This window comes from bacterium (assembly GCA_016873475.1).
In the GTDB taxonomy this organism is placed as follows: Bacteria; Krumholzibacteriota; Krumholzibacteriia; order JACNKJ01; family JACNKJ01; genus VGXI01.
The window spans coordinates 1-21,224 of sequence record VGXI01000037.1 but is presented as its reverse complement, the minus strand read 5'-3'; the positions used below and the strand labels follow the sequence as shown (position 1 = coordinate 21,224).

Here is a 21,224-nt window from a genome sequence, read left to right as displayed (position 1 = left end):
GTGGCCCTGGGCTGTCGCGAGGCCGGCGTGCACCTGGGCGCCGGCTACCCGGGCACGCCGAGCACGGAGATCCTGGAGACCATCGCCCGGATGGTCCCCGAGATGTACGTCCAGTGGTCGCCCAACGAGAAGGTCGGCCTCGAGGTGGCGGCCGGCGCCGCCTTCAGCGGCGCGCGGGCGCTGAGCACGCAGAAGCACGTCGGGCTCAACGTGGCGGCCGACCCCTTGCTGACCCTCGCCTACACGGGCGTGGTCGGCGGACTCGTCATCGTCAGCGCGGACGACCCCGAGCTGCACAGCAGCCAGAACGAGCAGGACAACCGCCACTACGCGCGCTTCGCCAAGCTCCCCCTGCTCGAGCCGGCCGACAGCCAGGACTGCAAGGACTTCGTCAAGATCGGCATGGCGATCAGCGAGCGCTTCGACGTGCCCGTGCTCCTGCGCATGACGACGCGCATCAGCCACAGCAAAGGCATCGTAACGGCGGGCGCGACCCTGAAGCCCGCGGTGCTCGGCTTCAAGAAGAACTCGCAGAAGTTCGTGATGGTGCCGGGCCACGCGCGGCCGCGGCACGCCTACGTCGAGGAGCGCCTGGAGAAGCTGCGCGCCTACAGCGAGGAGACGCCGCTCAACCGGATCGAGTGGGGCGACAGGGCGCTGGGCATCGTCGCCGCGGGCGCCGCCTACGCCCAGGCGCGCGAGGTGCTGCCGCAGGCCAGCTGCTTCCGCCTCGGCCTGAGCTACCCGCTGCCGCTCGCCCGCATCCGCGAGTTCGCCGCCCAGGTGGACCGCGTGTGTGTCATCGAGGAGCTGGACGGCTTCACCGAGGAGCTGCTGAAGGCCGCCGGCATCGCCTGCGAAGGCAAGTCGATCAGGGGCCTGCTGGGCGAGCTGACGCCCGGCCGCCTGCGCAGCCGGCTCGCCCGCGCCGGGCTCGCCCGGCCCGCGGCGGCCGGCGCCGAACCCGCCGCCGTGCTGCCGCGCCCGCCCGTGCTCTGTCCGGGCTGCCCGCACCGCGGCGTCTTCTTCGAGCTCAAGAAGGCGCGCGGCGACGTCTATGGCGACATCGGCTGCTACACCCTCGGCGCCCTGGCGCCGCTGAACGCGATGGACACCTGCCTGGACATGGGCGCCTCGATCAGCAACGCGATCGGCGCGAGCAAGGTGAGCGACGGCAAGAAGCCCATCTTCGCCACCATCGGCGACAGCACCTTCCTGCACTCGGGGATGACGGGCCTGCTCGACGCCGTCTACAACCGGGCCAACATCACCGTGATCATCCTCGACAACCGCGTGACGGCGATGACCGGCGGCCAGGAGCACCCCCACACCGGCCTCACGCTGATGGGCCAGCCGGCCAAGCAGGTGGACTTCGAGGCGCTCGCCCGCGCGCTCGGCGTCGAGCACATCCAGCGCGTGATGAACCACGACCTCGAGGACGTGCACGCTGCCCTCGCCGAGGCCGAGGCCTACGCCGGCGTCAGCCTGATCATCGCCGACAGCCCCTGCGCCCTGATGCCGCGCAAGCTGCGCGGGACGCCCTACCACATCGTCGAGAGCGCCTGCACGGGTTGCCTGCGCTGTCTGCAGACGGGTTGCCCGAGCATCAGCCTCACGGGCAGCTTCACGCCCGAAGGCCGCCGGCGCGCGGTCATCGACACCGAGACCTGCACGGGCTGCGCTCTCTGTCCGCAGACCTGCGGCGACGCGGCGATCGTCCTCGTCACGGAGGAGGTGCCAGCATGAGCGCGAGCGGCGTGGCGCCCGGCAAGGTCACGGGTGTGCTGATGGTCGGCGTGGGCGGCCAGGGCATCATCCTCGCCAGCGACGTGCTGGCCCAGGTGGCGATGGAGGCCGGCCTCGACGTCAAGAAGAGCGAGGTGCACGGCATGAGCCAGCGCGGGGGCACCGTCTCCAGCCACGTGCGCTTCGCCCCCAAGGTCTGGAGCCCGATGATCCCCGAGGGCGCCGCCGATGTCCTGATCGCCTTCGAGCAGGCCGAGGGCCTGCGCGCGATCCACGAACTGGCGCCCGGGGGCCGGGCGATCGTCAGCCGGCAGCAGATCATCCCGCCGATCGCGGCCGGCAAGCAGTTCAGCTATCCCGAGGACGCCCTCGCCCAGCTCGCCGCGCGCTGCCCGACTCTCGTCGCCATCGATGCGCAGGCCGAGTGCCGCGCCCTCGGCAACGAGAAGATGCTCAGCGTGCTCTTCCTGGGCGCGCTCGCGCCGAGCCTGGCGTTCCCCGAGGCGCTGTGGCGGAAGGTCGTCCTCGCCCGCGTGCCGCGGGGCACCGAAGAGGGTAACTGGGCCGCCTTCCAGCGCGGCCGCGCCCTGGCCACCGCCTAGGCGGACTGCCGGCGCCGGCCGCGCGGCCAGCCCTGCCGGACTAGCCGCTGGGCGTGGCGCCCCGGCTCGCCTGGTAGGCCGAGAAGGTCTGCGTCTTGTAGGCCGCGCTGCCGATGTAGTCGAGGATGAAGCCGAACTGCTCGGGCGGCACGAAGCCGGGCAGGGGGGCGATCTTCTCGCCCTGGCTGTCGACGAACCAGGTGGTCGGGTAGCTCGCGACGCCGAAGCTGCGGGCCAGCTCGACGCCGGTCGGCGAGCCGGCGCCGCCCTGGGGCCGATCGCTCTCGGCGTCCACCTTGATCGCGATGAAGCGCTGGGCGAGCTGCCGGCGGATGTCGGAGTTTCCGTAGGTGTCCTTGTCCATCACCTTGCACCAGTGACACCAGTCGGTCCAGAAATCGATGAGCATCGGCTTGCCCTCCGCCGCCGCGCGGGCGACGCCGTCGCCGTAGCTCAGCCAGAGGACGCCCTCGCTGGCAGTGCTCGCGCTCGGCGGCGCCGCCTGGTCGCCGGCACCGCCGCCGCGGTCGCAACCGAGCGGAAGCAGCGCGAGCAGGGCGAGAGCCAGGGCGGCGAGGCGTGGCATGACGGGCCTCCTGCATTGTCCGCGCGGGCGCGGGATCCGTGAAGCCTAGGCGATCGGCGGGAGCGGCGCCAAGGGATTCCGTCTAGATGCCGCTCCGGCTGGCCGTCGGTGCCGGCAGTTCGGGCCAGGCCGCCTTGCCGGTCGCCTCGCCCTTGCCGAACCAGCGGCGCCAGACGCTGCGCCCGGCGACCGCGGGCACGCTGGCCAGCAGCTGCCCGTCCAGCGTGGCCTGGATCTCGCCCAGCACCTGGCCCGACTTGAGCGGAGCCTGCAGGCGCGCGCCCTCGGCGAGGCGGATGCGCACGCGCGCCGCCTCGGCCGGTCTCACCGCGAAGCGCAGCGCCTGGCCGGCGAGCACGGGCACGGAGCGCCGCCAGCCGCCGTCGACGGGGAACTCCTCGCCGAAGCCTTCGCCCGCGCCGAGTCCGGTCACCAGCAGCCATTCCCCGTAGCCGCGCTCGAGCAGGCGCGCGGTGACGCGGTTGCGCGTGCCGGCGTTCGGGCTGCCGAAGACCACCGTGATCAGGCGCCGGCCCGCGCGCTCGGCGGTGCCGACCAGGTTGAAGCGGGCCTGGCCGTGGTAGCCGGTCTTGAGGCCGTCCACGCCGAGATCGCGCCTCAGCAGGGTGTTCGTGCAGTCCAGCCGCAGCCCCGGGCGAAACTCCGTTTCCTGCAGGCGGGTCCAGGCGAGCACGCCGGGGCGGCGCAGCACGATCTCGCGCGCGAGCAGGGCCTGGTCGCGCGCGGTCGTGCGACTGTCCGGCCCCTTGCGCTCGGGTAGCCCCGTGACGTTGACGTAGTGCGTGCGCGCCATCCCGAGGCGCTCCGCCCTCGCGTTCATCGCCGCGACGGCCGCGTCGGCCGAGCCGAAGAGGTGCTCGGCGAGGGCCATCGTCGCGTCGTTCGCCGAGCCGACGGCCATCGCCTCGATCAGGGCGCGCAGGCTCGTCGTCTCGCCGGCGGTCAAGTAGACCTGGCTGCCGCCCTGCGCCTGGGCGCGCGCCGAGGCGGTGACCGAGTCGTCGAGGGCTACGCGGCCTGCGGCGAGCGCCTCGTCGGTCAGGCAGAGGAGCATCAGCTTGACCACGGAGGCGGGGATCCACTCGCGATCCGGATTCTCGGCGTAGAGGATCTGGCCGGTGGCGGCCTCCATCAGCAAGGCGGCGGCGCACTCGGGCGCCGGCGCGCCGACGGGCGCCGCGGCGCGGGCCTTGGGCGAGGTACCACGGCGGCCGGCGGCCTCGGCTGCGCCAGCGCCGAGCAGACTGATGAGGAGAACGCTGAGGAGCGCCTGCGGGAACCGCCGGAACCGGAGCACGCACAGCCTCCCTCGGTGTCGACGCGCAGCGGCCCGGGCGCCGCTTTCGCGCGCGCCCGGGCCGCTTCACAGTACACCAGCCGCGCCGGCCGGCAAAGCGGAAGTCGCGGCTACCAGTAGTTGGCCGTGATGTCCTGGCTGGGATCGATTTCCTGCCAGCTCAGCTTCTCGACCTCGCCCGTGGTCGGGAAGGAGGGCGGCGGGTTGTCCATCAGGCGCGGGTCGTAGGAGTAGGCCTTGGCATAGCCGGTGACGATCTGTCCCGTGCCGGGGTTGAAGGTGCCCACCGGGCCACGCCGGTACTGGATGAGGCCGCCGTAGATGACGAGATTGCCGCGCGGCGAGCCGCTGTTGTAGTTCTCGACCGTGAAGCTCTCGTCCAGGGCCATGATCGCCGCCATCACCGTCTCGTCCGCCGTGTCGACGTTGGCGCCGTAGGCGTAGCCGTCCATGTAGACGTCCCCATCGGCCACGATGCCGAGGATGTCCGTGCTCGTCGGGTCGACGCGGGGATCGGTCGCGTAGACGCAGTTGTCCATGATCTCGATGTCGCCGTTGCAGGCAACCGTGAGCTGGCCCTTGAGCGTCCCCTTCAGCTCGACCTTGCCGTTCACGTAGCAGACGCCGTTGACCGGCAACGGGTAGTCGACGGCGGCGCCGCCGTTGACGCGCACGCGCAGGATGCCGTCGCCGCCCGCGGCCACGCGCATTTCGATCGCTGTCGTGCCGATGAAATCGAGGCCGTCGGCGGCCAGACCCTTGGCGCGCAGGAGGTCGGTGTTCGGCGGCAGCTGGATGTTGTCCGCGTTCAGGTTGAGGCCCATCATGAAGACCGGTTGGTCCTGCGGTGGCCCGCCGTGGTAGTAGTCCACCGCAGCGGCACCCGAGCTCACCTCTTCGTGGAAGATGGGGTTGCCGGAGATGTGCAGCTGGTCGTTCGTGTGCACCGGACCATAGAACTCGTCCCTGGTCGTGAACCAGATCTTGCCGCCGCTCGCGCTCGTCTCGATGTCCGTGAAGTAGGCGTAGCGCGAGAAGTTCTGCTGGCCGAGGCGCACCTGCAGGGCCCGGCTCACGCCCGAGCCGTCGAGGGTGCCGCGCACCGTCAGGGCGATGAAGCGCGTGCTGCGGCCCGAGTTGCTGTCCATCGGGTCGGCCCAGGCGGAGTAGCGCCCGCCGCCCGCCTCGACGTCCTCGAAGAGGGCCACGGGCCCGCCGCCGGCCCCCGCGCCCACCAGCGGCTGCCCCATCTGGGCCAGGAAGGCGATCGACTCCTCGAGCCCGCGCTCGGTGAGGTAGAAGGCCTTCTGCTGCATGCTCGTGTTGCTGCTCAGGCGGGTCTCGGTCTGGCTCGCCATGAGCGCGCCCATCACCAGCCCGGACAGGGCCAGCGTGACGAAGAGCGTGACGACGAGCGCGTTGCCGCGCTCGTCCCGCGCCGCCGCGCCGGCGAGCCGCCGCGCGCTAGTGATCGCCAAGGACGTGCACCTCATCGATGTTCCATCCCGCGTAGTGCCAGCTGTTGTCCGACTGCAGACGGAAGCGGATTCGCACGTCCGCCCGGTTGTCGGCGCCGCTGAGGGTGAAGTTCATCCACTGCCAGCTGTTGTCGGTGATCTCGGCGCTGTTGCGCCAGATCTCCGTCCAGGGGCCGCTGCTGCCCGTGACGCTGACCTCCACGATCGCCCGGTCGTAGAGTGGCTGCTCGACGTTGAGCCAGCGCGCGAAGGTGAGCTGGATGCTCTCGTAACCCGTGCAGTTGATGGCCGGGCTCATCAGCCAGGAATTGGTGTTCGGCCGGTAGGCGCCGTTCCAGCCGGGGGCGCCAATGTCCGTGCCGTAGACGTTCGCGCCGAGGCAGGCGGTCTCGGGGTCCGGCCGCCCGTACGTCTGCGCCCGCGCGACTGGATCGCCGCGCTGCCAATCGTTCTCGGTACCGCCGTGGGTCCAGCCGAGGTTGCTCTCGAAGCCGTCCGCGAAGATCGTCGCCGTCGTCGTGCCGTCGTCCACAGCGATCGCCGGCCCTCTCACGTTGCTGTTCACCGAGAACTGGGTGCCGTCCCAGGCGCGGGCCATGTAGTAGTAGCCGGTGCCGTCGACGGGCGGCGCTCCCTGGCTGCCATTGTCGATGAAGGTGTAGATGCTGCTGTTGGTGGCGGTCACCGTTCCGATCAGGTGCTCGTCACCCCAACCGCCCCAGTCGGTCTGCCGGTAGATCGAGTAGGAGACCACCGTGTCCGTGCAGGAGCCGTCGTCGTCGCTGCGCTTGAAGCGCACGGTGATCGAGCCGCCGTGGTCGTTGAGGGTATCGGTCGCCTGCCAGAGGTAGGGCGCGTCCGGCACGCTCGCCGAGGTGCAGGTGGCCATCACCGAGTGCCCCGACTCGTTGCCGTTGGTCTCGTTGTAGGCCGTCGCCACGTACTCGTAGGTAAGGCCGAGCACCGGCGGCGAGGGGCTGCTCGCGTTGTCGGCGTAGTCGTAGTCGTCCGCCGCCGTCGCCGGCACGCGGTCCAGCTCGCCCCAGACCTCGCTCCCCTGCACGCGGCGCCAGATGCGGTACCACTCGACGTCGCCGCTGCCGTTGTCGTGGAAGGAGCGATCCCAGGCGAGCTGGATCGCGCCGCTCGCGTCGCAGGGCACGCCGCTCGCCGTCAGGTTCACCGGCGGCAGCAGGTCGATGTTGTTCGTGGGCACGCCCTGCATGTCGTTGCTGGGCCGCTCCTCGTCCGCGCTCACCGCCAGCACGCGGTAGACGTAGGGCTGCCCCGCGAGCAGTCCGGAGTCCTCCGCCGCGTAGGCGGGGTCGCCCGTCACCGCGTAGAAGCTGAGGTTCGCGAAGGACTCCGAGAGCGGATCCTTGCGCAGCAGGCGGTAGCCGAGCAAGGGGTTGGGCGAGCAGGTCTCGCTCTCCGAGCGCAGCCAGCTCACGGTGAGGCGGCTGCCGTCGTCGAAGGGCACGTCCTGAACCGCCTCCAGCAACGCCGCGCTGAGGCCCTCGTTGGCGTCCACTGGCCCCAGCTCGTTCGAATCCACGGAGATGATCGTGTCGTTCACGGCGCGCACCGTGTACCAGTAGGGCTGCCCGTCCACGGGTGGCGCGCCGGCGATGTTGTTCGCCTCGTTGTCGCGGAAGGTGTAGCTCGCCGCGCCTGAGGAGTGCAGGAAGCCGATCAGGGTCTTGGCCAGGAAGTCGCCGCCGACGGGGCCGCGGAAGACGCGGTAGCCGCTCACCAGTCCGGCGCCCTCGTCCGGGCTCTGGTTGAAGACGAGGGTGATCTCCTCCCCGTCGTCGCAGGGCGTGTCGTAGGCCTGCACGAGCACGGGCGGCGCTGAGCCGTTCGGCTGGCTGACGACGGGGCCGACCTCGGAGGACAGCTGGCTTTCCTGTGGCGCACAGTCCCAGGCCGTCACGCGGTAGTAGTACTGAACGCCGTCGAGGGGGATGTTCTCCTCGTCCGGCGTGTGCAGGTCGTTGGCGTAGGCGTAGGTGGCCTCGCCCGCCGCCGGTACGGAGGCGATGGCGCCGCCGTAGATCCCGCCGGCCTCGCGCCGGTAGAGGAAGTAGTGCGTGACGTCCTCTTCGCCGCCGGCTTCGTCGGCCGAGGCGTTGAAGTGGATCGTGATGCTGGAGCCGGCGTCGTCGGGCGTGTCCTCCACCCAGACGCCGCCCGGGCGGGCGGGCCGGTCGCCGCAGGCGGACAGGTTCGCCGGATTGACGCCGAGGTTGCGCGGCCGCACGCGGGTGCCCGTGCTGACCTCGAGGTATCTGAAGGGCTCGGCCTCGGTGCCGTGCGCGTGCGCCGACTGCAGGACCTCGCCCGCGCTGAAGGCGCCGGTCTCGACGTCGACGTAGAGGATGTCCTCCAGCTGATTGACGCTCACCGGACCGAGGTTGCCGATCTCCGTCTGGCTCAGTTCGCCGTCGTTGTTCGTGTCTCCCCACAGGCGCAGGCCGGCACCCCCGAAGTCGCCCCAGTAGCGGAAGAGCGGCGGCGGCAGGGTGCCGTCGGGGTAGGGCTCCGGGCCGCGCACGCCGAAGGCGAGGCGCTCCGTCCGCAGCCCGTTGACGCCGCGATAGAGCGCGTAGTCATTCGGGCAGTCGCTGAGATCGTAGAGATCGGTATCGTTGACGAAGCCGTCGCTGTTGCTGTCCAGGCCGAGCACGACCGTCTCGGCGCCGCCTGCGTAGCGCGGCTCGCCGTTCAGATTCTCGCTCGGGTAGTCGCCCGGGCTGTAGGCGGTGCCGCCCGACACCTTGATCTGCATTGTGCCATCCATCGCGGGGTCGCCGCCGACCCCGGTGGAGATGTCGCCGTTGAGGGCGATCTGCCAGGGGCCGGCGTCGACGATGCGCGGCTGGCTGGCGAAGACGTCGACGCCGAAGCCCGCCATGCGAATGTCCCGCGTGAGGCCGTCGAGGGCCACACGCAGGTTCTGTTGGGCGTTCATCTCCTGGCGCCGTGCCTCGGCGGACCGCTGCTCCCCCACCAGCACCTGGAAGGCCACGACGATGACGATGCTCGCGATGAGCGTGCCGATCAGCAGCTCCACGAGCGTGAAGCCGGCGCGATCGCCGAACAATCGACGCCACGGACGAGGCAGGCAGAGGTCGGTCATAGCTGGATGTCCCGGTAGCGAGCGACAGCTGTGTTGAGAGTCACGTCGCGCGTGCCGGCAGCGGTCTGCCAGGTGACGCGCACAGTGACTTCCTTGAGGACGCTCTGGTTGATGGCATTGAGGGAGTCGACGATGGCCACGTTGCGGGCGAACTGCTCGAACTTGGGATCGGCGTCGGCGACCTCGCCGTAGTCCTCGTCCGGGAAGTTCGCCTCGGTGATGGCGGCGTAACTGAGGGAGTTGACGATCTCCTCCATGCGGTCGCGCGCACATTGCGTCGCAAGCTCCTGGTTGCGCGCTCCGACTTCCGCGCGCATGACGCCGAAGTACGATTGCGAGAGGGCGAGCGCGCCGACGGCGAAGATGGTCATCGCCACCATCGCCTCGAGAATGCTGTAGCCCTGCCGGTTCATCGGCCCTCCTTCGTCTAGTGAACGGCGCGCAGCGTCCGCACCTCGCCCGTCGTGGAGGTCACCTCCACGACGTAGTCGCGGCCGGGGTCCTGCTCGAGGAAATCCTCGAGCGGCATGACGCAGACCCAGCCGTCATCCTCACAGGTGCCGTCGGCGCGGAAGGTCAGGCGGGGCGGCGTGCCGTCGAAGCTGATGGCCTTGTCGAGGTAGGCGCCTCCGCTGGTCATCGCCCCCGGCACGTAGCCGAAAACGGTCCGTTCGGGCAGCGCGATGGGCGGGCTGATCGTCTCGCCCTCGTCGACGACGCCGTTGTTCTTGCTCGCGGGGTCGAAGTCGGCGTCCCCCGGAATACCAGTGCCGCCGCCGTTGTCCAGATGCACCGTGTAGGTGCCGAGGCCATCGCGGTTGAAGTAGACGACGACGTCGCTGAAGCTGCTGAGCGCCTGCGCCCGCGCCAGACGCAGACGGCCGCCCAACGACTCCGCGTTCTGCTTGCACTCCATGGTGTCCATGCTGCGCAGCACGCCAGGCACGGCGATCGAGATCAGGATGCCGAAGACCGCCACCGCCGCCATCAGCTCGACGAGAGTGAAGCCCTCTTCGCGCAGACCGACAGGCCGCCATCCACGGCGACCGACGAGATCAGGGGTGACCGTCTTGTCCCGCATCGTTTCGCATCCTTCCGCAACCGATCCAGATAGTCTGCCACCATCCGGGCGCTTGGAGTGCAGAAAGCGGACCAGACGCCGCTGAGGGCGCGCGAGGGCGCGCCGCGGCTCCGCGGGGCGGGCGCCCATCGCAGGATGCGTCGAGCGCGGGACTAGGCTTGCGGAGGTGCGTCCGCGGGCGGCCAGTTGCGGAGACCGTGCGAGGCGCTCCGGTAGCTGCGCGGGCAGGGGCCGTTGCGGAAGGGGCAGTCCTGGCAGGGCGGATCCTGCCCGCGCGGCACCGCGTCCAGCAGGGCCGCGCCCGGCGCCGCGGCGAGCGCCGAGAGCTGTTGCGCGAGCTCGGCGAGGCGCCGCGCGTGGTTCGCTGCCCACTCGAGGTCGAAGGGCGCGAGATGCACCTGGCGGAATCCGCCTTCCTCACCCGTGCGGAGGAAGACGAGCAGCGCCTGGTCGAGGGGCTGGCCGGCGCCGGCCAGGGCGAGGGCGTACAGCAGCACCTGGAAGCGGTGATGACCGAGACGCCGCTGGATGTGATCCCGACCCGCCACGCGATCGCTCTTCCAGTCGATGAGGATCCGCTGGCGGCGCCAGGTGAAGACGAGATCGACCTGGCCGCGCAGCAGCACGCCGCCCAGCGCATGCACGTAGGGCTCCTCGCGCTGGAGCGACTCGGCTTCCGCAAGACGCGCGAGCCAGGGCTGTTTAGCGGCGAAGAAGTCCGCGAGCAGCGCGCGCGCCTCCTCGCGCAGCGCCGGCGACAGTGCCGCCGGACAGGCCGCCGTGAAGGCTGCCGCGAACGGCCGGCGGAAGTCCCAGCGCTCGAGGATGGCGTGCAGGGCCGTGCCGAGTGCGGCGCCGCCGGCGCCCGTGCTCTCGAACTCGGCGCGCGGCGCCGGCCGCCACGGCTCGGCCTCGGCGCGGAAGACCAGGCCCAGCCCCAGGCGCCGCTCGAGCAGCCAGCGCAAGGGACAGCTGCCGAGCAGGGCGAGACTGGTCACCGAGAGTTCGAGCCGGGGCGGCGCCGGCGCCAGGCGCAGCAGACTCGACCAGTCTGGCGCCGCCGCCGGCGCCGCCGCCGCGCTCGCGCGGCGCGGCGCCCGGGCGCCGGCCAGGCGGTCCCCCTGACCGGCGCGGGCGAGCAGCAGGCTGTCACGTGGGAAGGCGGGTGCCGCCACGGCGAGCCGGATGCGCGTGAGGAAGTCCTGCGTCGCGTCGCCCGCCGCGGCCAGGAAGTCCGCCGGGAAGTCCGCCGCCTCGGCGAGCGGCGCGCCGCCGGCCAGGATCAGGTAGTCCTGCGCGCGGGTCATCGCGACGTAGAGCAGGCGCAGATCCTCCGCGCTCTCACGGCGCCGCGCTTCGCTGGCAATCCAGGCACTGGCGAGGTCCGCGCTGCCGGCATCGCTAGGCAGTGCAGGATCCCGCCGGCGCAGCCCGAGGCAGGCCGTCGGACCGGCGGGCAGCTCGGCCTGCAGGAGCGCGAACTCCCCGCTCCGGCCACCCGGACGCAGGCCGCGATCGAGATCGAAGAGCGCGACGAGGGGAAACTCGAGCCCCTTCGCGCCATGGATGGTGAGAATGCGCAGCAGGCTCCCGCCCTCCTCGGGCACCCAGGCCTCCTGCTGGCGCGCTGCGCGCTCGCGCAGCGCGGCCATCCCGGCGACGAACTCGCGCAGGCTCAGGCGGCGGCCGCTCTCCAGCTCGCCGAGCAGGTCCGCGAGCTGGCGCAGGTTGCGCAGGATGCGCAGGCCCTGGAGCGCGGCCGCCGCGCGGAGCTCGTAGTCGGTGGCGCTGATCAGGGCGGGCAGCAGCTCGGCCAGGGGCAGGCGCGTCAGGCGTCCCGCGAAACGGCGGCGCAGCGCGAGGAAGTCGGCGAGACGGGCGCGGCCGTCGGCGCTGAGGCCAATCGCGCCTTCGGCGGCGGCCCGCTCCAGCCGCGCGAGCAGCTCGCCCCGGTCGCGCCCGCGGCGCTCCGGCTGCAGGGCGAGCAGGGCGAGCAGGTCGGCGCGGCTCAGGCCGACGAGATCGCTGCGCAGTCCGCGCGCGAGCGTGAGCGGATGGAACGGATCGTCGAGCGCGGCGACCAGGGCCTCGAGATCCAGCAACTCGCGCCGCAGGTAGTACTCGCGGCCGGCGTCGGCGGCGTAGGGGAGCTCGGCCTCGGCAAGGGCGCGCACCAGCGGTCGCACGCTCGCTCCGCTGCGCACGAGGATCGCCATGTCGCCCCAGTCGATGGGTCGCGCCTTCTCGCCGACGCCGACGACGAGGCCTTCCGCGCGGGCGGCCTGCAGCGCCGCCACCAGCGCGCGGGCCGCGTGCGGGCGCTGGTCGGCGCGCGTCTCGCCCGGCGCACGCGGCGTAATCTGCAGGAGGACGCGCGGCGGCTCCCCCGCCGGCAGCGGCTCCGTCGAGCGCAAGGGCGGGAACTCCGGCGCCGGGAAGACGGCGTTCACGCAGCGCAGCAGCCCGGGTCGACTGCGGTGATTGAACTCGAGGCTGTGCGCCTCGCCGCGCGCGGCCATGCGCGCGCGCTCGGCCCGGAAGACCGCGACGTCCGCGTTGCGGAAGCCGTAGATGCTCTGCCGCTCATCGCCGACGAGGAAGAGCGCGCGCCGGGTGGGATCCGTTGCGGGCGGCACGAGGAGCCGCAACAGATCGAGCTGGAGGCGGTTCGTGTCCTGGCATTCGTCGACGAGCACGTGCAGGTAGAGCTCCTGCAGCCGGCGCCGCACGCCGGCCTGCCGCCTGAGCAGCGCGACGGTCTCGAGCTGCAGATCCTCGAAGTCCAGCCAGGCGCGCGCGCGCATGCGCTCGTCGATCCGTGTGGCGTAGCGGCCACAGAGGCGGAAGACCGCCGCGCGCAGCGCGCGGCCGGGCGCGTCGTCCGCAGCCGCCTGCCAGGCCGCGAGGAGTCCGCCCAGTGCCTCCGCGCCCTTCTTGATCGCCTCGTAGTCGGCGTGCAGGCGGCCGCCGTCCTCGAGGCCCTTTCCCCGGGTCCGCAGTCGGCTCAGGGCTTGGCGCAGCGCCTCGGCGAGGCCGGGCTGCGGGCGCGCGAGATCGCGCGCGGCGAGCAGGGCGCGCGCCGCCGCGATCTTCGCGCGGCCGGCCGGCTCCGGGTGCGTGCCGCCCGGCAGGTGGGCGCCGAGCCCGGCCACCGCCGCGGCGAGAGCGCCCTGCGCCGCGAGTAGCTCCCCCTCGACCAGGGCGCGCAGGGCTTCGTCCTGCGCGGCGGCGAGGCGCGCCGCCGCCGCCCCGGCCAGCTCCGCGGCGTCGAGACCGAGGCTGCGGCGCAGCTCGCGCAGGGACTCGAGCGCCGCGAACAGGGACTCCACGCGAAACTCGGCCGCGAGCGCGGCGAGATCGGGGTCGCCGGTGGCGATCAGCTCGCGGGTGACGCCGTCCCGCAGCTCGGCCAGCTCCAGCTCGCTGGGGACGCGGAAGCGCGGATCGAGGCCCGCCTCCACGGCGTGCTCGCGCAGGACACGGCTGCAGAAGCCGTGGATCGTCGAGATCGGCGCGCTCTCCAGCTCGCGGCCGAGCGTGCGCAGGGCTTCGCGCTCGGCGGCCACGGCCCCGGCCTCGCGCGCGGCGATCTCGGCGCCGACCCGCCCCCGCATCTCGAGCGCGGCCTTCTCCGTGAAGGTGACGGCGAGGATGCGCGCGGGCAGGCGCGGGTCCCAGCCGCCATCGGCAAGGATGTTCAGGTAGCGCTCGACGAGCACGCGCGTCTTGCCCGAGCCGGCGCCGGCAGCGAGGAGACAGTGCTCGCGGATGGCCGTCGCCGGCCGCTTCTGCTCGGCGTGGAGCGGCGGGCGCTCAGTCACCGTCCACCTCCGCGTCCTCCTCCCAGCGGCAGAGGAGCCTCAGCTCGCAGCGCTCGCAGGTCGCGAGGCCTTCGCGCGGGCGCGGGGCGAGCAGGCCGCCGCGAATCTCGCCGACGATGGCGCGCAGGCGCTGGGCGACCCGGGCGAGCCACGCCGACCAGGCGGCCGCATCGAGCCAGTGGCGACCCTGCTCGCTGGCGACCGTGAAGGGCGTGAGGGCCGTCTCGAAATCCGGCTGGAAGTAGCCGCGCAGGGGCTTGGCCTCGCGCAGGCTGCAGTAGGCGGCGCCGGCCAGGCTCGCCTCGCGGCTGCGCGCCCAGGCGTAGAGCGCGAGCTGGAAGAGCCCCGGCGCCTCCGCGTCCGGCGGCTCGATGCGCGTCTCGCCGCGCTTGTAGTCGAGCACGAGCTCGCGACCCTCGGCATCGCGATCCACGCGGTCGACGATGCCGGTGAGCAGGACGCCCTCGTCGCCCGGCGCCGGGCCGCCGGGCAGCTCGGCGAGCGGCAGCGCGAAGCGCGCCTCGAGGGCATCCGCCTGGGGAGCGAAGCCCGTGGCCGCGAGCCGCGCGGCGTCGCGCGCAAGGAAGCCCTCGATCAGGCGCAGGCGACGCGCATCCCCAGCGCGGAAGCGCGGCGAGGCGAGGCCCGGCAGCTCCTCTGCGAGCTCCGCCAGCGCTCGCTCGTGCAGGGCGGCGAGCCCCGCCGACGCGGGCGGCGCGCTCCCGGCATAGACTAGCTCGAGCACGCGATGCAGGAGGCGGCCTTCCTCCAGCGCGCCGGGCTCGAAGCCCGCGGCCGCCTCGAGGCCGAGCAGGTGCAGGCCGAGGAAGCGGAAGGGGCAGTCCGCGAAGGCCTCGAGCCGACTCGCGCTGAGGCGCAGTCCGCCCGCGAGCAGCGGGGCCAGCGCGGCATGGCCGGCCAGGGGCGGCTCCTTGCGTTGAAGGCGCGCGGCGTCCAGGCGCTCGCCCTCGCCCTGGGCGCGCAGCCAGGCTTCGGCCCGGGCGGCGAGGTCTTCCGCCTCCTGGCGCGCCGCGGCGAGCAGGCGGGCCTGCAGCAGCGCGCGCAGGTCGCTGGGATCGCGCAGGGCCTCGGCGAGGGCCAGGGCCGGCAGGCGCTGCGGCGTCGGCCAGACGGGCGTCAGTCGCCGCAGCTCGGCGAGGAACTGGCTCTCCGCGAGGGGCCGGCCGGCGGCGTCGCGCTCCGCCCAGCTCAGGCAGAGCTGCTGGGTTGGCCGCGTGCAGGCGACATAGAAGAGGTAGCGCTCGCGGGCCAGGCGCTGGCGGCGCTCGGGCAGCTCGGGCGAGAGGGCGCGGCGCTCGGCGTCGCGCAGGAGCGGGTCCTCGCGGAAGGCGGGCGGGAAGAGCCCCTCGTTGAGCCCGCAGACGAAGACGCGGTCCAGCTCGGGCAGGCGCAGGGCGTAGGGATTGCCGAGCAGGACGCCGCCGCCCTCGCGCCCGCAGGGTATGCCGAGCGTCTCCGCTTCCGCCTCGCGCCGGAGCAGCTCCGTCCAGCCGCTCAGGCTGCGGGGCGCGGGCAGCGCTTCGGCGAGCGCGCCCGCCAGGGCCTGCAAGCGCTCGAGCGCCCGCGCGTCGGCGGCGAGGCTGGGGATCTCGGGCGCGCGGTCGGCCTCGCCGAGGGCCGCCTCGAACTGCGCGGCCAAGGCCTGTGCGAGCAGGCGCAGCAGCGGCGCGATGGCGCTCGCCATCCAGGTGTTGCCGTCGAGCGGCCCCGCCGGCAGGGCCGCCTCCCAGTCCAGCCAGCTCCAGTCGGCGGCAGCCTCGCGCGCACGCAGCGCCGCGAGCAGCGGCGCCCAGGGCAGGGCCTCCGGCGCGCCGCGCGCTTCCCCGAGCGCCTGCAGCTCGGCCAGCAGCGCCTCCGGCGTCGCGACGCCTCCGCGCAAGCGCTGCGGCAGGTCCGCCGGGGCCTCGCCGCTCGCCCAGTCGAGCAGGACCAGCGCCTGATCCACGGCCGCGAAGCGCACGAGGGCGCGGCGCCGCTCGAGGGCGAAGGGAATGCCCTCGGCACCGAAGCGCTCGGCGAGCAGCTCGCCCGTGCCTTCCTGCCGGTAGAGCACGGCGATGCGCTCGGGCGCGAGACCGCCGGCGAGGGCGCGCCGGACTTCGCGCAGGACGCCCGCCGCCTCGTCCGCGGGCGTGCCACCCTGGAGGAGGCCGAGGCCCTCGCCGCTCGCCGGCGCCCCGCCTTCGGCGCGGAAGAGCGCGCTCGCGAAGCAGCGCAGCAGGGGCGTCGCAGCGCGCTGCGTCGCGCCAAGCGCGCGCAGGGTCCAGCCGCCCTGGTCGAGGTAGTGGCGCGCGAGCGCGTGCAGGGCCTCGAAGGGCGGCTGGGGCGGGCCGGCGAGATCGGCGGGATCGAGGCAGAGCGCGAGCAGCGTCTCCTCGCTGCCGGCGACGAGGGCGTCGAGCAGGCGCCGCTCGAGCGCGTTCAGGTGGCTGAAGCCGTCCAGGACGAGCAGGCGCCCCCCGGCCGGGTCGGCGGCGGGCGGCCACCCCAGCGCCGGTGCGGTCGCCACCGCCGCGGCCGCGCGTGCGAGCAGAGCGGGCGGGTCGAGGCAGAGCGCATCCTTGCCTGCGCTGGCCGCCTCGGCGGCGAAGTCGGCCGCGAGCCCGGCCAGGATCTCCAGGCGCCGGCGGTCCTCGGGAGTCGCCGCGCCCGCCGCGAGGACGGCGAGCGCCGTCGGCGGCAGCTCTGCCTGGGCCAGCTCGGTGAGCAGCTCGTCGAGCGCGGCGAGGAAGCCCGCCGTGCGCGCGCTGCGCTCGAAGCCCTCGAGCCCGAAGCGCCCGCGCCACCTCTCGAGGAGGGCGCGCAGGGCGAGGCGGCGGGCGAGGGGGTCGCGCTCGGACCAGCCGGGCAGGGTCTGATCGAGGAGGCGCCTTGCCAGCAGCCGGAAGCCGAGGATGCCGGGCAGGAACGCCGCGCTGCCTGCCGCGGCCTCGAGCAAGCGGCGCCGCACGAGCGCTGCCTCGTCGGCGTTTGGCACGAGATAGAGCACGGGCCGGCCCGCGGCGAGGGCCGCCTGCGCGCGTGCGAGGCAGCACTGCGTCTTGCCCGACCCCGCGATGCCGACCAGCAGTTCCTTCACCGCAGTCTCGCTTCACACGGCGCCGCTCGGCCCGACGCGGGCGCCGGGCCAAGGTTGACAGGCCTCGGAGCCCCGCCTAGGATGGAGGCCCCCGCATTCCGCGAGCGGCCGTCGTCCAGAGGCGCCCCTGCCCATGAAGGTATACCACATCGGCACGCGCGGCATACCGACCACGCAGGGCGGAATCGAGCGGCACATCGAGGAGATCGCCACCCGGCTGGCCGGGCGGGCGGCGATCACGGTCTACGGGCGCAGCTACTATCTGGCCCCGATCCGCGAGTACCGGGGCGTGCGCGTGCGCCGCCTGCCAACGCTGCGCACCAAGCACTTCGACACCATCCTCTACGCCTTCCTCGCCACGCTCGACGTGCTCGTGCGGCCGCGCGGGATCGTCCACTACCACGCGCTGGGACCGAGCATCTTCGCCTGGCTGCCGCGCCTGGTCGGGCACCGCACGGTGGTCACCGTGCACGGGCTCGACTGGCAGCGCGCCAAGTGGGGCCGCTTCGCGCGGCGCTACCTGCAGCTCTGCGAGGGCTACAGCGTGCGCTTCCCCAATGCGACGATCGTCGTCAGCCAGGTGCTGCAGGAGTACTACCAGCGCAAGTTCGGCCGCCGGGTGGAGGCCATCCCCAACGGCATCCAGGCGCCGACCCGGCGCGCGCCGCGCGAGATCCGCGAGAAGTGGGGTCTCGGCGAGGACGGCTATCTCTTCTTCATCGCGCGCCTGACGCCCGAGAAGGGCGCCCACCACCTGATCCGCGCCTTCCGCGCGCTGGACAGCGACAAGCGCCTGGTGATCGCGGGCGAGGGCCTGCATGAGGACCGCTACGTGGCGGAGCTGAAGGCGCTGGCCGCGGGCGACGCGCGCGTCGTCTTCACGGGTTTCGTGGGCGGCGCGCTGCTCGAGGAGCTCTTCAGCAACGCCTATCTCTACGTGCAGCCGAGCGAGATCGAGGGCCTCTCGATCGCCCTGCTCGAGGCGATGAGCTTCGGCCGCTGCGTGCTCTCCAGCGACATCCCCGAGAACCTCGAGCTGGTCGAAGGGGTGGGCTTTCGCTTCCGCTCGCAGGACGTGGACGATCTGCGGGCCCAGCTCGCCGCGCTGCTCGCCGACCCCGCGGCAGTGCACGCGGGCGGCGAGCGCGCCTACGCGCATGCGGTCGGCAACTACTCCTGGGATCGCGTGGCGGAGAGCACCTGGGCCGTGTACCGCCGCCTGCTGCCTGCGGGCTAGGCGCCGGCGCTGAGGAAGCGCCGGCGGCCGGCCGCGAGGTGGTGGTCGACGAGCGCGAGCAGCGCGGCCTCGGCCTGGCGGCGATAGGGCGCGTCCAGCCAGTCCTCGGGTGGGAAGGCGGCCAGGGCGGCCGCCTCGAGCAGGACCGCATCGGCCAGGCGCGGCAACAGCGCGCGGGCGACGGCCCGCTTGCCCACTCCCGGCGGGCCGTTGAGGAGCAGGATCACCGCCGCCTCCGCGGACTAGAGCTGCAGGAAGCGCGCGGCCGGCGCCTTGCAGATCGGGCAACGCTCCGGCGCCGCGCCGAGCTCGATGTGCCCGCAGACCGGGCAGAGGTAGAAGGCGATCTCGGCGAGATCCTTGCCGCTCTTCACCGCCGCGAGGGCGAGCTGATAGAGCTTCGCGTGCACGGCCTCTGCTTCCACGGCAAAACCGAACATGCGCCGGGCGGCATGGCCTTCGGCCTCGGCCTGCTCGAGCATGGGCGGGTACATCGTCGTGAACTCGTAGGTCTCGCCGGCGATGGCGGCCTGCAGGTTCGCGGCCGTGTCGCCGACCTTCGCCAGCGCCTGCAGGTGCCCGGCGGCGTGGATGCGCTCGGCCTCGGCCGTGGTGCGGAAGAGCCTGGCGACGTTGGCGAAGCCCTCCTTCTCGGCCTGCGCCGCGAAGGCGAGGTACTTCTGATTGGCCTGGCTCTCGCCCGCGAAGGCCTCGTGGAGGTTCTCGGTGGTGCTGGGCATCGCTTCTCCTTCTATAGCGCATGCGCCGGGCGGGCGCCGCGGCGGCGCGATTGCGGGGGGCAATGTCGTCAATCACCGCGGGATGGACAAGCCCGCGGCTGGTAGGGCCGCCGCGAGCTTGCCGTCGTCTTTGTGCAACAACCGGTGGCAGGCTGCACAGAGCGTGATCAGGTTCGCGGCCTCGTTTGTGCCGCCGTGTTCACGAGGCCGGCGGTGATGCACCTCCAGAAAGCGTGTGGCCCGGCAGCCGGGAGCCTGGCAGCGGTGGCCGTCGCGCGCCAGCACTGCGCGCCTCAGACCCAGCGGGATCGATGCTCGGTTCGTCTCGCCGACGCGGTGCGTGCGGCAGTCGCAGGCCGCTTGCGCAGCCACCGCCGGTGCAAGAGCGCGCCCATCGGGCAGGCGCGCGGCGCCGCAGTCCTCGCAGCGGTAGATCACGACTTGGTAGGGCGGAGTGGAGTTGCCACGTGGCAGCTCTTTGCCATTCTCGCAACGTGCCGGGCTGTCTGCCTCATCGATTGCGGTAAGGAGAGCCTCGAGCCCAGCGATCAGCATCTCCTCCCGTGACTGCCGCCGGCCGCTGCCTCCGGAGCGCTTGCGGATCTTCTCCTGAAGCGCCTCGAGCCGGCCGATTTGCAGAGGGCTCAGGCGGAGCGTCAGGGTCAGCACCGTCTCGGTCGCTTGTCCCTGCACGCGGGAGCCGCTGTCCGCGACTGCCCCCAACGTGGCAGCAGGAGTGGCCGGCTCTTGTGTTGGCACGGGCAAGCCGAGCGAGCTGCCGGGAAGCAGCGTCGACTGGCCCAGAGTCTCAGCATGCAAGGCGCGGCCGCTTGGACGGCACGCTTTCACGCGTGCTTCCAGCGCGCGGCTGCTCAGGCGGCTAGCCTCGGCGAGCCAGCGGCTCTCGCTCTCTGGGGTGGCCACCTTCACGACCTCGCGCGCTTTGGTCCAGGACAGCTCGCCGCGACTCAACGAGTCGCGCAGGCCTGGAAGTCGGTCCAGGCTCTCGGCCAGACGGATGAACTGGAACGATTTGTTGCGCGAGAAGCCGAGCACCGCCTCGGCGTAGGCATGAATGCTGGCGTAGCCGCAATCGCGGTAGAGGCGGCGGCGCATCAGCTCGGCGAACCAGAGCACAGCATTCTGGGGGGCGCGGCGCAGATCGGCGACGGCTGCGCGCAGCCGGGCATCCACCGCGGCGGCGGGGAGATCGGGTGCGAACTCGGACATGGAGAAGCCTCGTTGGGACGAGGTCGCGGGAGGCGGGAGGGAATGGCATTATACTATGATGCCGACAGGCTGTCAAGATCGCTGGGTAGATTCGATCCTGCGGCAGGTCATTCCTGGCCACCGATTGACGTCTCTTCTACGGCCTTGCCGATCTCCTCGACAAGCGGCCGGATGCGTCCGTCCAAGTGCGCCAGCGAGGATGAGTCCCCTGGCTCGCCCAGACAGAACAGCGGCCTCAGCATGGGCATCCCGCCAAGGGCGGCGACATGCTCAATGGCCACGTACGCCCGTACGCCAGGGAAGAGCACGGGGGCCGGATGCCCCCCTTCAAGGATCACTCCTTGTGGCGTCGAGCAGACGGTGTGAGTCGATACCGGCCCCGGCTCGAGCTCCAGGCCGCGGCATCCGAAGGCCTCCAGTGCACGAATCGTGACGAGGGAGGCCATCTTCAACGTGCTTTGGTGCCCGGCATCCCACGTCTCGTACCCGATAGCGAGGGAGTCGTTGCGGGGAGCCACACTGAGCACCTCAATCAACGCGATGCACACCGGGTTCTCGGGACAATCTTCCGCCGCCCGCCCAGGGCGCACAAGAAGCTCGTAGCGCAATGCTCGAAGGGAGTCTAGGTGCGTGCTTCCGGGCGGCAGTCGGAGGAAGCCTCGGTCATGCAGCATCCCGCGAAGCCGGTCTATCTTCTCGCTCTCGTCTTGTCTGGCCGTGCTTCCGCGCGAGATGCCTGCCTGGGAGACCAAGACAACGAGAAGGGTTGCGGCGATCAGGCGCGCGATGTGCCGACGAGTGCCCAGCCAGGAAACCAGCACGCCAGCCATTACTCCTCCTTGCTCTTCGCCGCGCCCTCGTCGTTGCCCTTCTCGCCCTTGAGGCCCTCGGCGAAGGCGGCGAGCCGATCCTGCACGGCGCGGTGCAGGCTGCCCTCGGGGTAGACGCCCTCGGCGTTCGGCACGCCCGCCGGCCGGCCGGTGAGGATCTCGAGCCCTTGATCGATCGTCGCCACGCTCCAGATGTGGAAGCGCCCGGTAGCGACGGCCTCGCGCACCTCGGGAATCAGCATCAGATGGCGCTCGTTGGTGGCGGGGATCATCACGCCCTGCTCGCCGGTCAGGCCCTTCGCCTTGCAGACGGCGA

General features: G+C 72.3%; 15 protein-coding genes. 3 read left to right on the top strand and 12 right to left on the bottom strand.

Features of this window, described 5'->3' with window-relative positions; all coding sequences use genetic code 11:
• Both FJ251_05130 and FJ251_05125 read left to right on the top strand, forming a co-directional pair.
• Positions 1 to 1,746, top strand: a 1,746-nt coding sequence (locus FJ251_05130; protein ID MBM4117116.1) for an indolepyruvate ferredoxin oxidoreductase subunit alpha, incomplete at its 5' end; no start/stop codon positions are given.
• Positions 1,743 to 2,348, top strand: coding sequence for an indolepyruvate oxidoreductase subunit beta (locus FJ251_05125; protein ID MBM4117115.1), 606 nt, complete (start codon positions 1,743 to 1,745; stop codon positions 2,346 to 2,348). The genes FJ251_05130 and FJ251_05125, both read left to right, overlap by 4 nt.
• Before the next feature lie 40 nt (positions 2,349 to 2,388).
• Here FJ251_05125 and FJ251_05120 read toward each other — a convergent pair whose 3' ends face one another.
• The 8 genes from FJ251_05120 to FJ251_05085 all read right to left on the bottom strand — a co-directional run bounded on the left by FJ251_05120 (position 2,389) and on the right by FJ251_05085 (position 16,871).
• Positions 2,389 to 2,934: a DUF255 domain-containing protein gene (locus FJ251_05120; GenBank protein MBM4117114.1), complete on the bottom strand. Its 546-nt coding sequence runs from the start codon at positions 2,932 to 2,934 to the stop codon at positions 2,389 to 2,391.
• 82 nt (positions 2,935 to 3,016) lie between these two features.
• The gene (locus FJ251_05115; GenBank protein ID MBM4117113.1) at positions 3,017 to 4,252 is read right to left on the bottom strand and encodes a D-alanyl-D-alanine carboxypeptidase; all 1,236 of its coding nucleotides are present in this window, start codon (positions 4,250 to 4,252) and stop codon (positions 3,017 to 3,019) included.
• Positions 4,253 to 4,362: 110 nt separating this feature from the next.
• The gene (locus FJ251_05110; protein MBM4117112.1) at positions 4,363 to 5,730 is read right to left on the bottom strand and encodes a DUF4900 domain-containing protein; all 1,368 of its coding nucleotides are present in this window, start codon (positions 5,728 to 5,730) and stop codon (positions 4,363 to 4,365) included.
• Entirely contained in the window at positions 5,717 to 9,142 is a 3,426-nt protein-coding gene (locus FJ251_05105; GenBank protein MBM4117111.1) for a hypothetical protein, read from the bottom strand. The genes FJ251_05110 and FJ251_05105 overlap by 14 nt, the downstream gene beginning before the upstream one ends.
• On the bottom strand, positions 8,866 to 9,282 hold the full coding sequence (locus tag FJ251_05100) for a type II secretion system protein (GenBank protein ID MBM4117110.1): 417 nt from the start codon (positions 9,280 to 9,282) through the stop codon (positions 8,866 to 8,868). The genes FJ251_05105 and FJ251_05100 overlap by 277 nt, the downstream gene beginning before the upstream one ends.
• Positions 9,283 to 9,296: 14 nt before the next feature.
• Positions 9,297 to 10,079 (bottom strand): prepilin-type N-terminal cleavage/methylation domain-containing protein, encoded by a 783-nt coding sequence (locus FJ251_05095; GenBank protein MBM4117109.1) that lies wholly within the window; start codon positions 10,077 to 10,079, stop codon positions 9,297 to 9,299.
• Between the two features lie 23 nt (positions 10,080 to 10,102).
• The gene (locus FJ251_05090; protein MBM4117108.1) at positions 10,103 to 13,771 is read right to left on the bottom strand and encodes a hypothetical protein; all 3,669 of its coding nucleotides are present in this window, start codon (positions 13,769 to 13,771) and stop codon (positions 10,103 to 10,105) included.
• Entirely contained in the window at positions 13,764 to 16,871 is a 3,108-nt protein-coding gene (locus FJ251_05085; protein ID MBM4117107.1) for a hypothetical protein, read from the bottom strand. Before FJ251_05085 ends, FJ251_05090 begins: the two co-directional genes overlap by 8 nt.
• A 133-nt stretch (positions 16,872 to 17,004) precedes the next feature.
• Between FJ251_05085 and FJ251_05080 the strand changes: the two genes are divergently transcribed.
• Entirely contained in the window at positions 17,005 to 18,108 is a 1,104-nt protein-coding gene (locus FJ251_05080; GenBank protein ID MBM4117106.1) for a glycosyltransferase family 4 protein, read from the top strand.
• Here FJ251_05080 and FJ251_05075 read toward each other — a convergent pair.
• The 4 genes from FJ251_05075 to FJ251_05060 all read right to left on the bottom strand — a co-directional run bounded on the left by FJ251_05075 (position 18,105) and on the right by FJ251_05060 (position 20,908).
• A complete protein-coding gene (locus tag FJ251_05075) occupies positions 18,105 to 18,335 on the bottom strand; it encodes a hypothetical protein (GenBank protein MBM4117105.1) in 231 nt (76 codons plus the stop codon). The two genes, FJ251_05080 and FJ251_05075, sit on opposite strands and share 4 nt — an antisense overlap.
• Before the next feature lie 15 nt (positions 18,336 to 18,350).
• Entirely contained in the window at positions 18,351 to 18,848 is a 498-nt protein-coding gene (locus FJ251_05070; GenBank protein MBM4117104.1) for a rubrerythrin family protein, read from the bottom strand.
• A gap of 72 nt (positions 18,849 to 18,920) precedes the next feature.
• Positions 18,921 to 20,078 carry an HNH endonuclease gene (locus FJ251_05065; protein MBM4117103.1) on the bottom strand — a complete coding sequence of 386 codons (1,158 nt, stop codon included), beginning with the start codon at positions 20,076 to 20,078 and terminating at the stop codon, positions 18,921 to 18,923.
• Between the two features lie 107 nt (positions 20,079 to 20,185).
• Positions 20,186 to 20,908, bottom strand: a complete 723-nt coding sequence (locus FJ251_05060; protein ID MBM4117102.1) for a hypothetical protein — start codon at positions 20,906 to 20,908, stop codon at positions 20,186 to 20,188.
• Positions 20,909 to 21,224 lie beyond the last annotated feature (316 nt).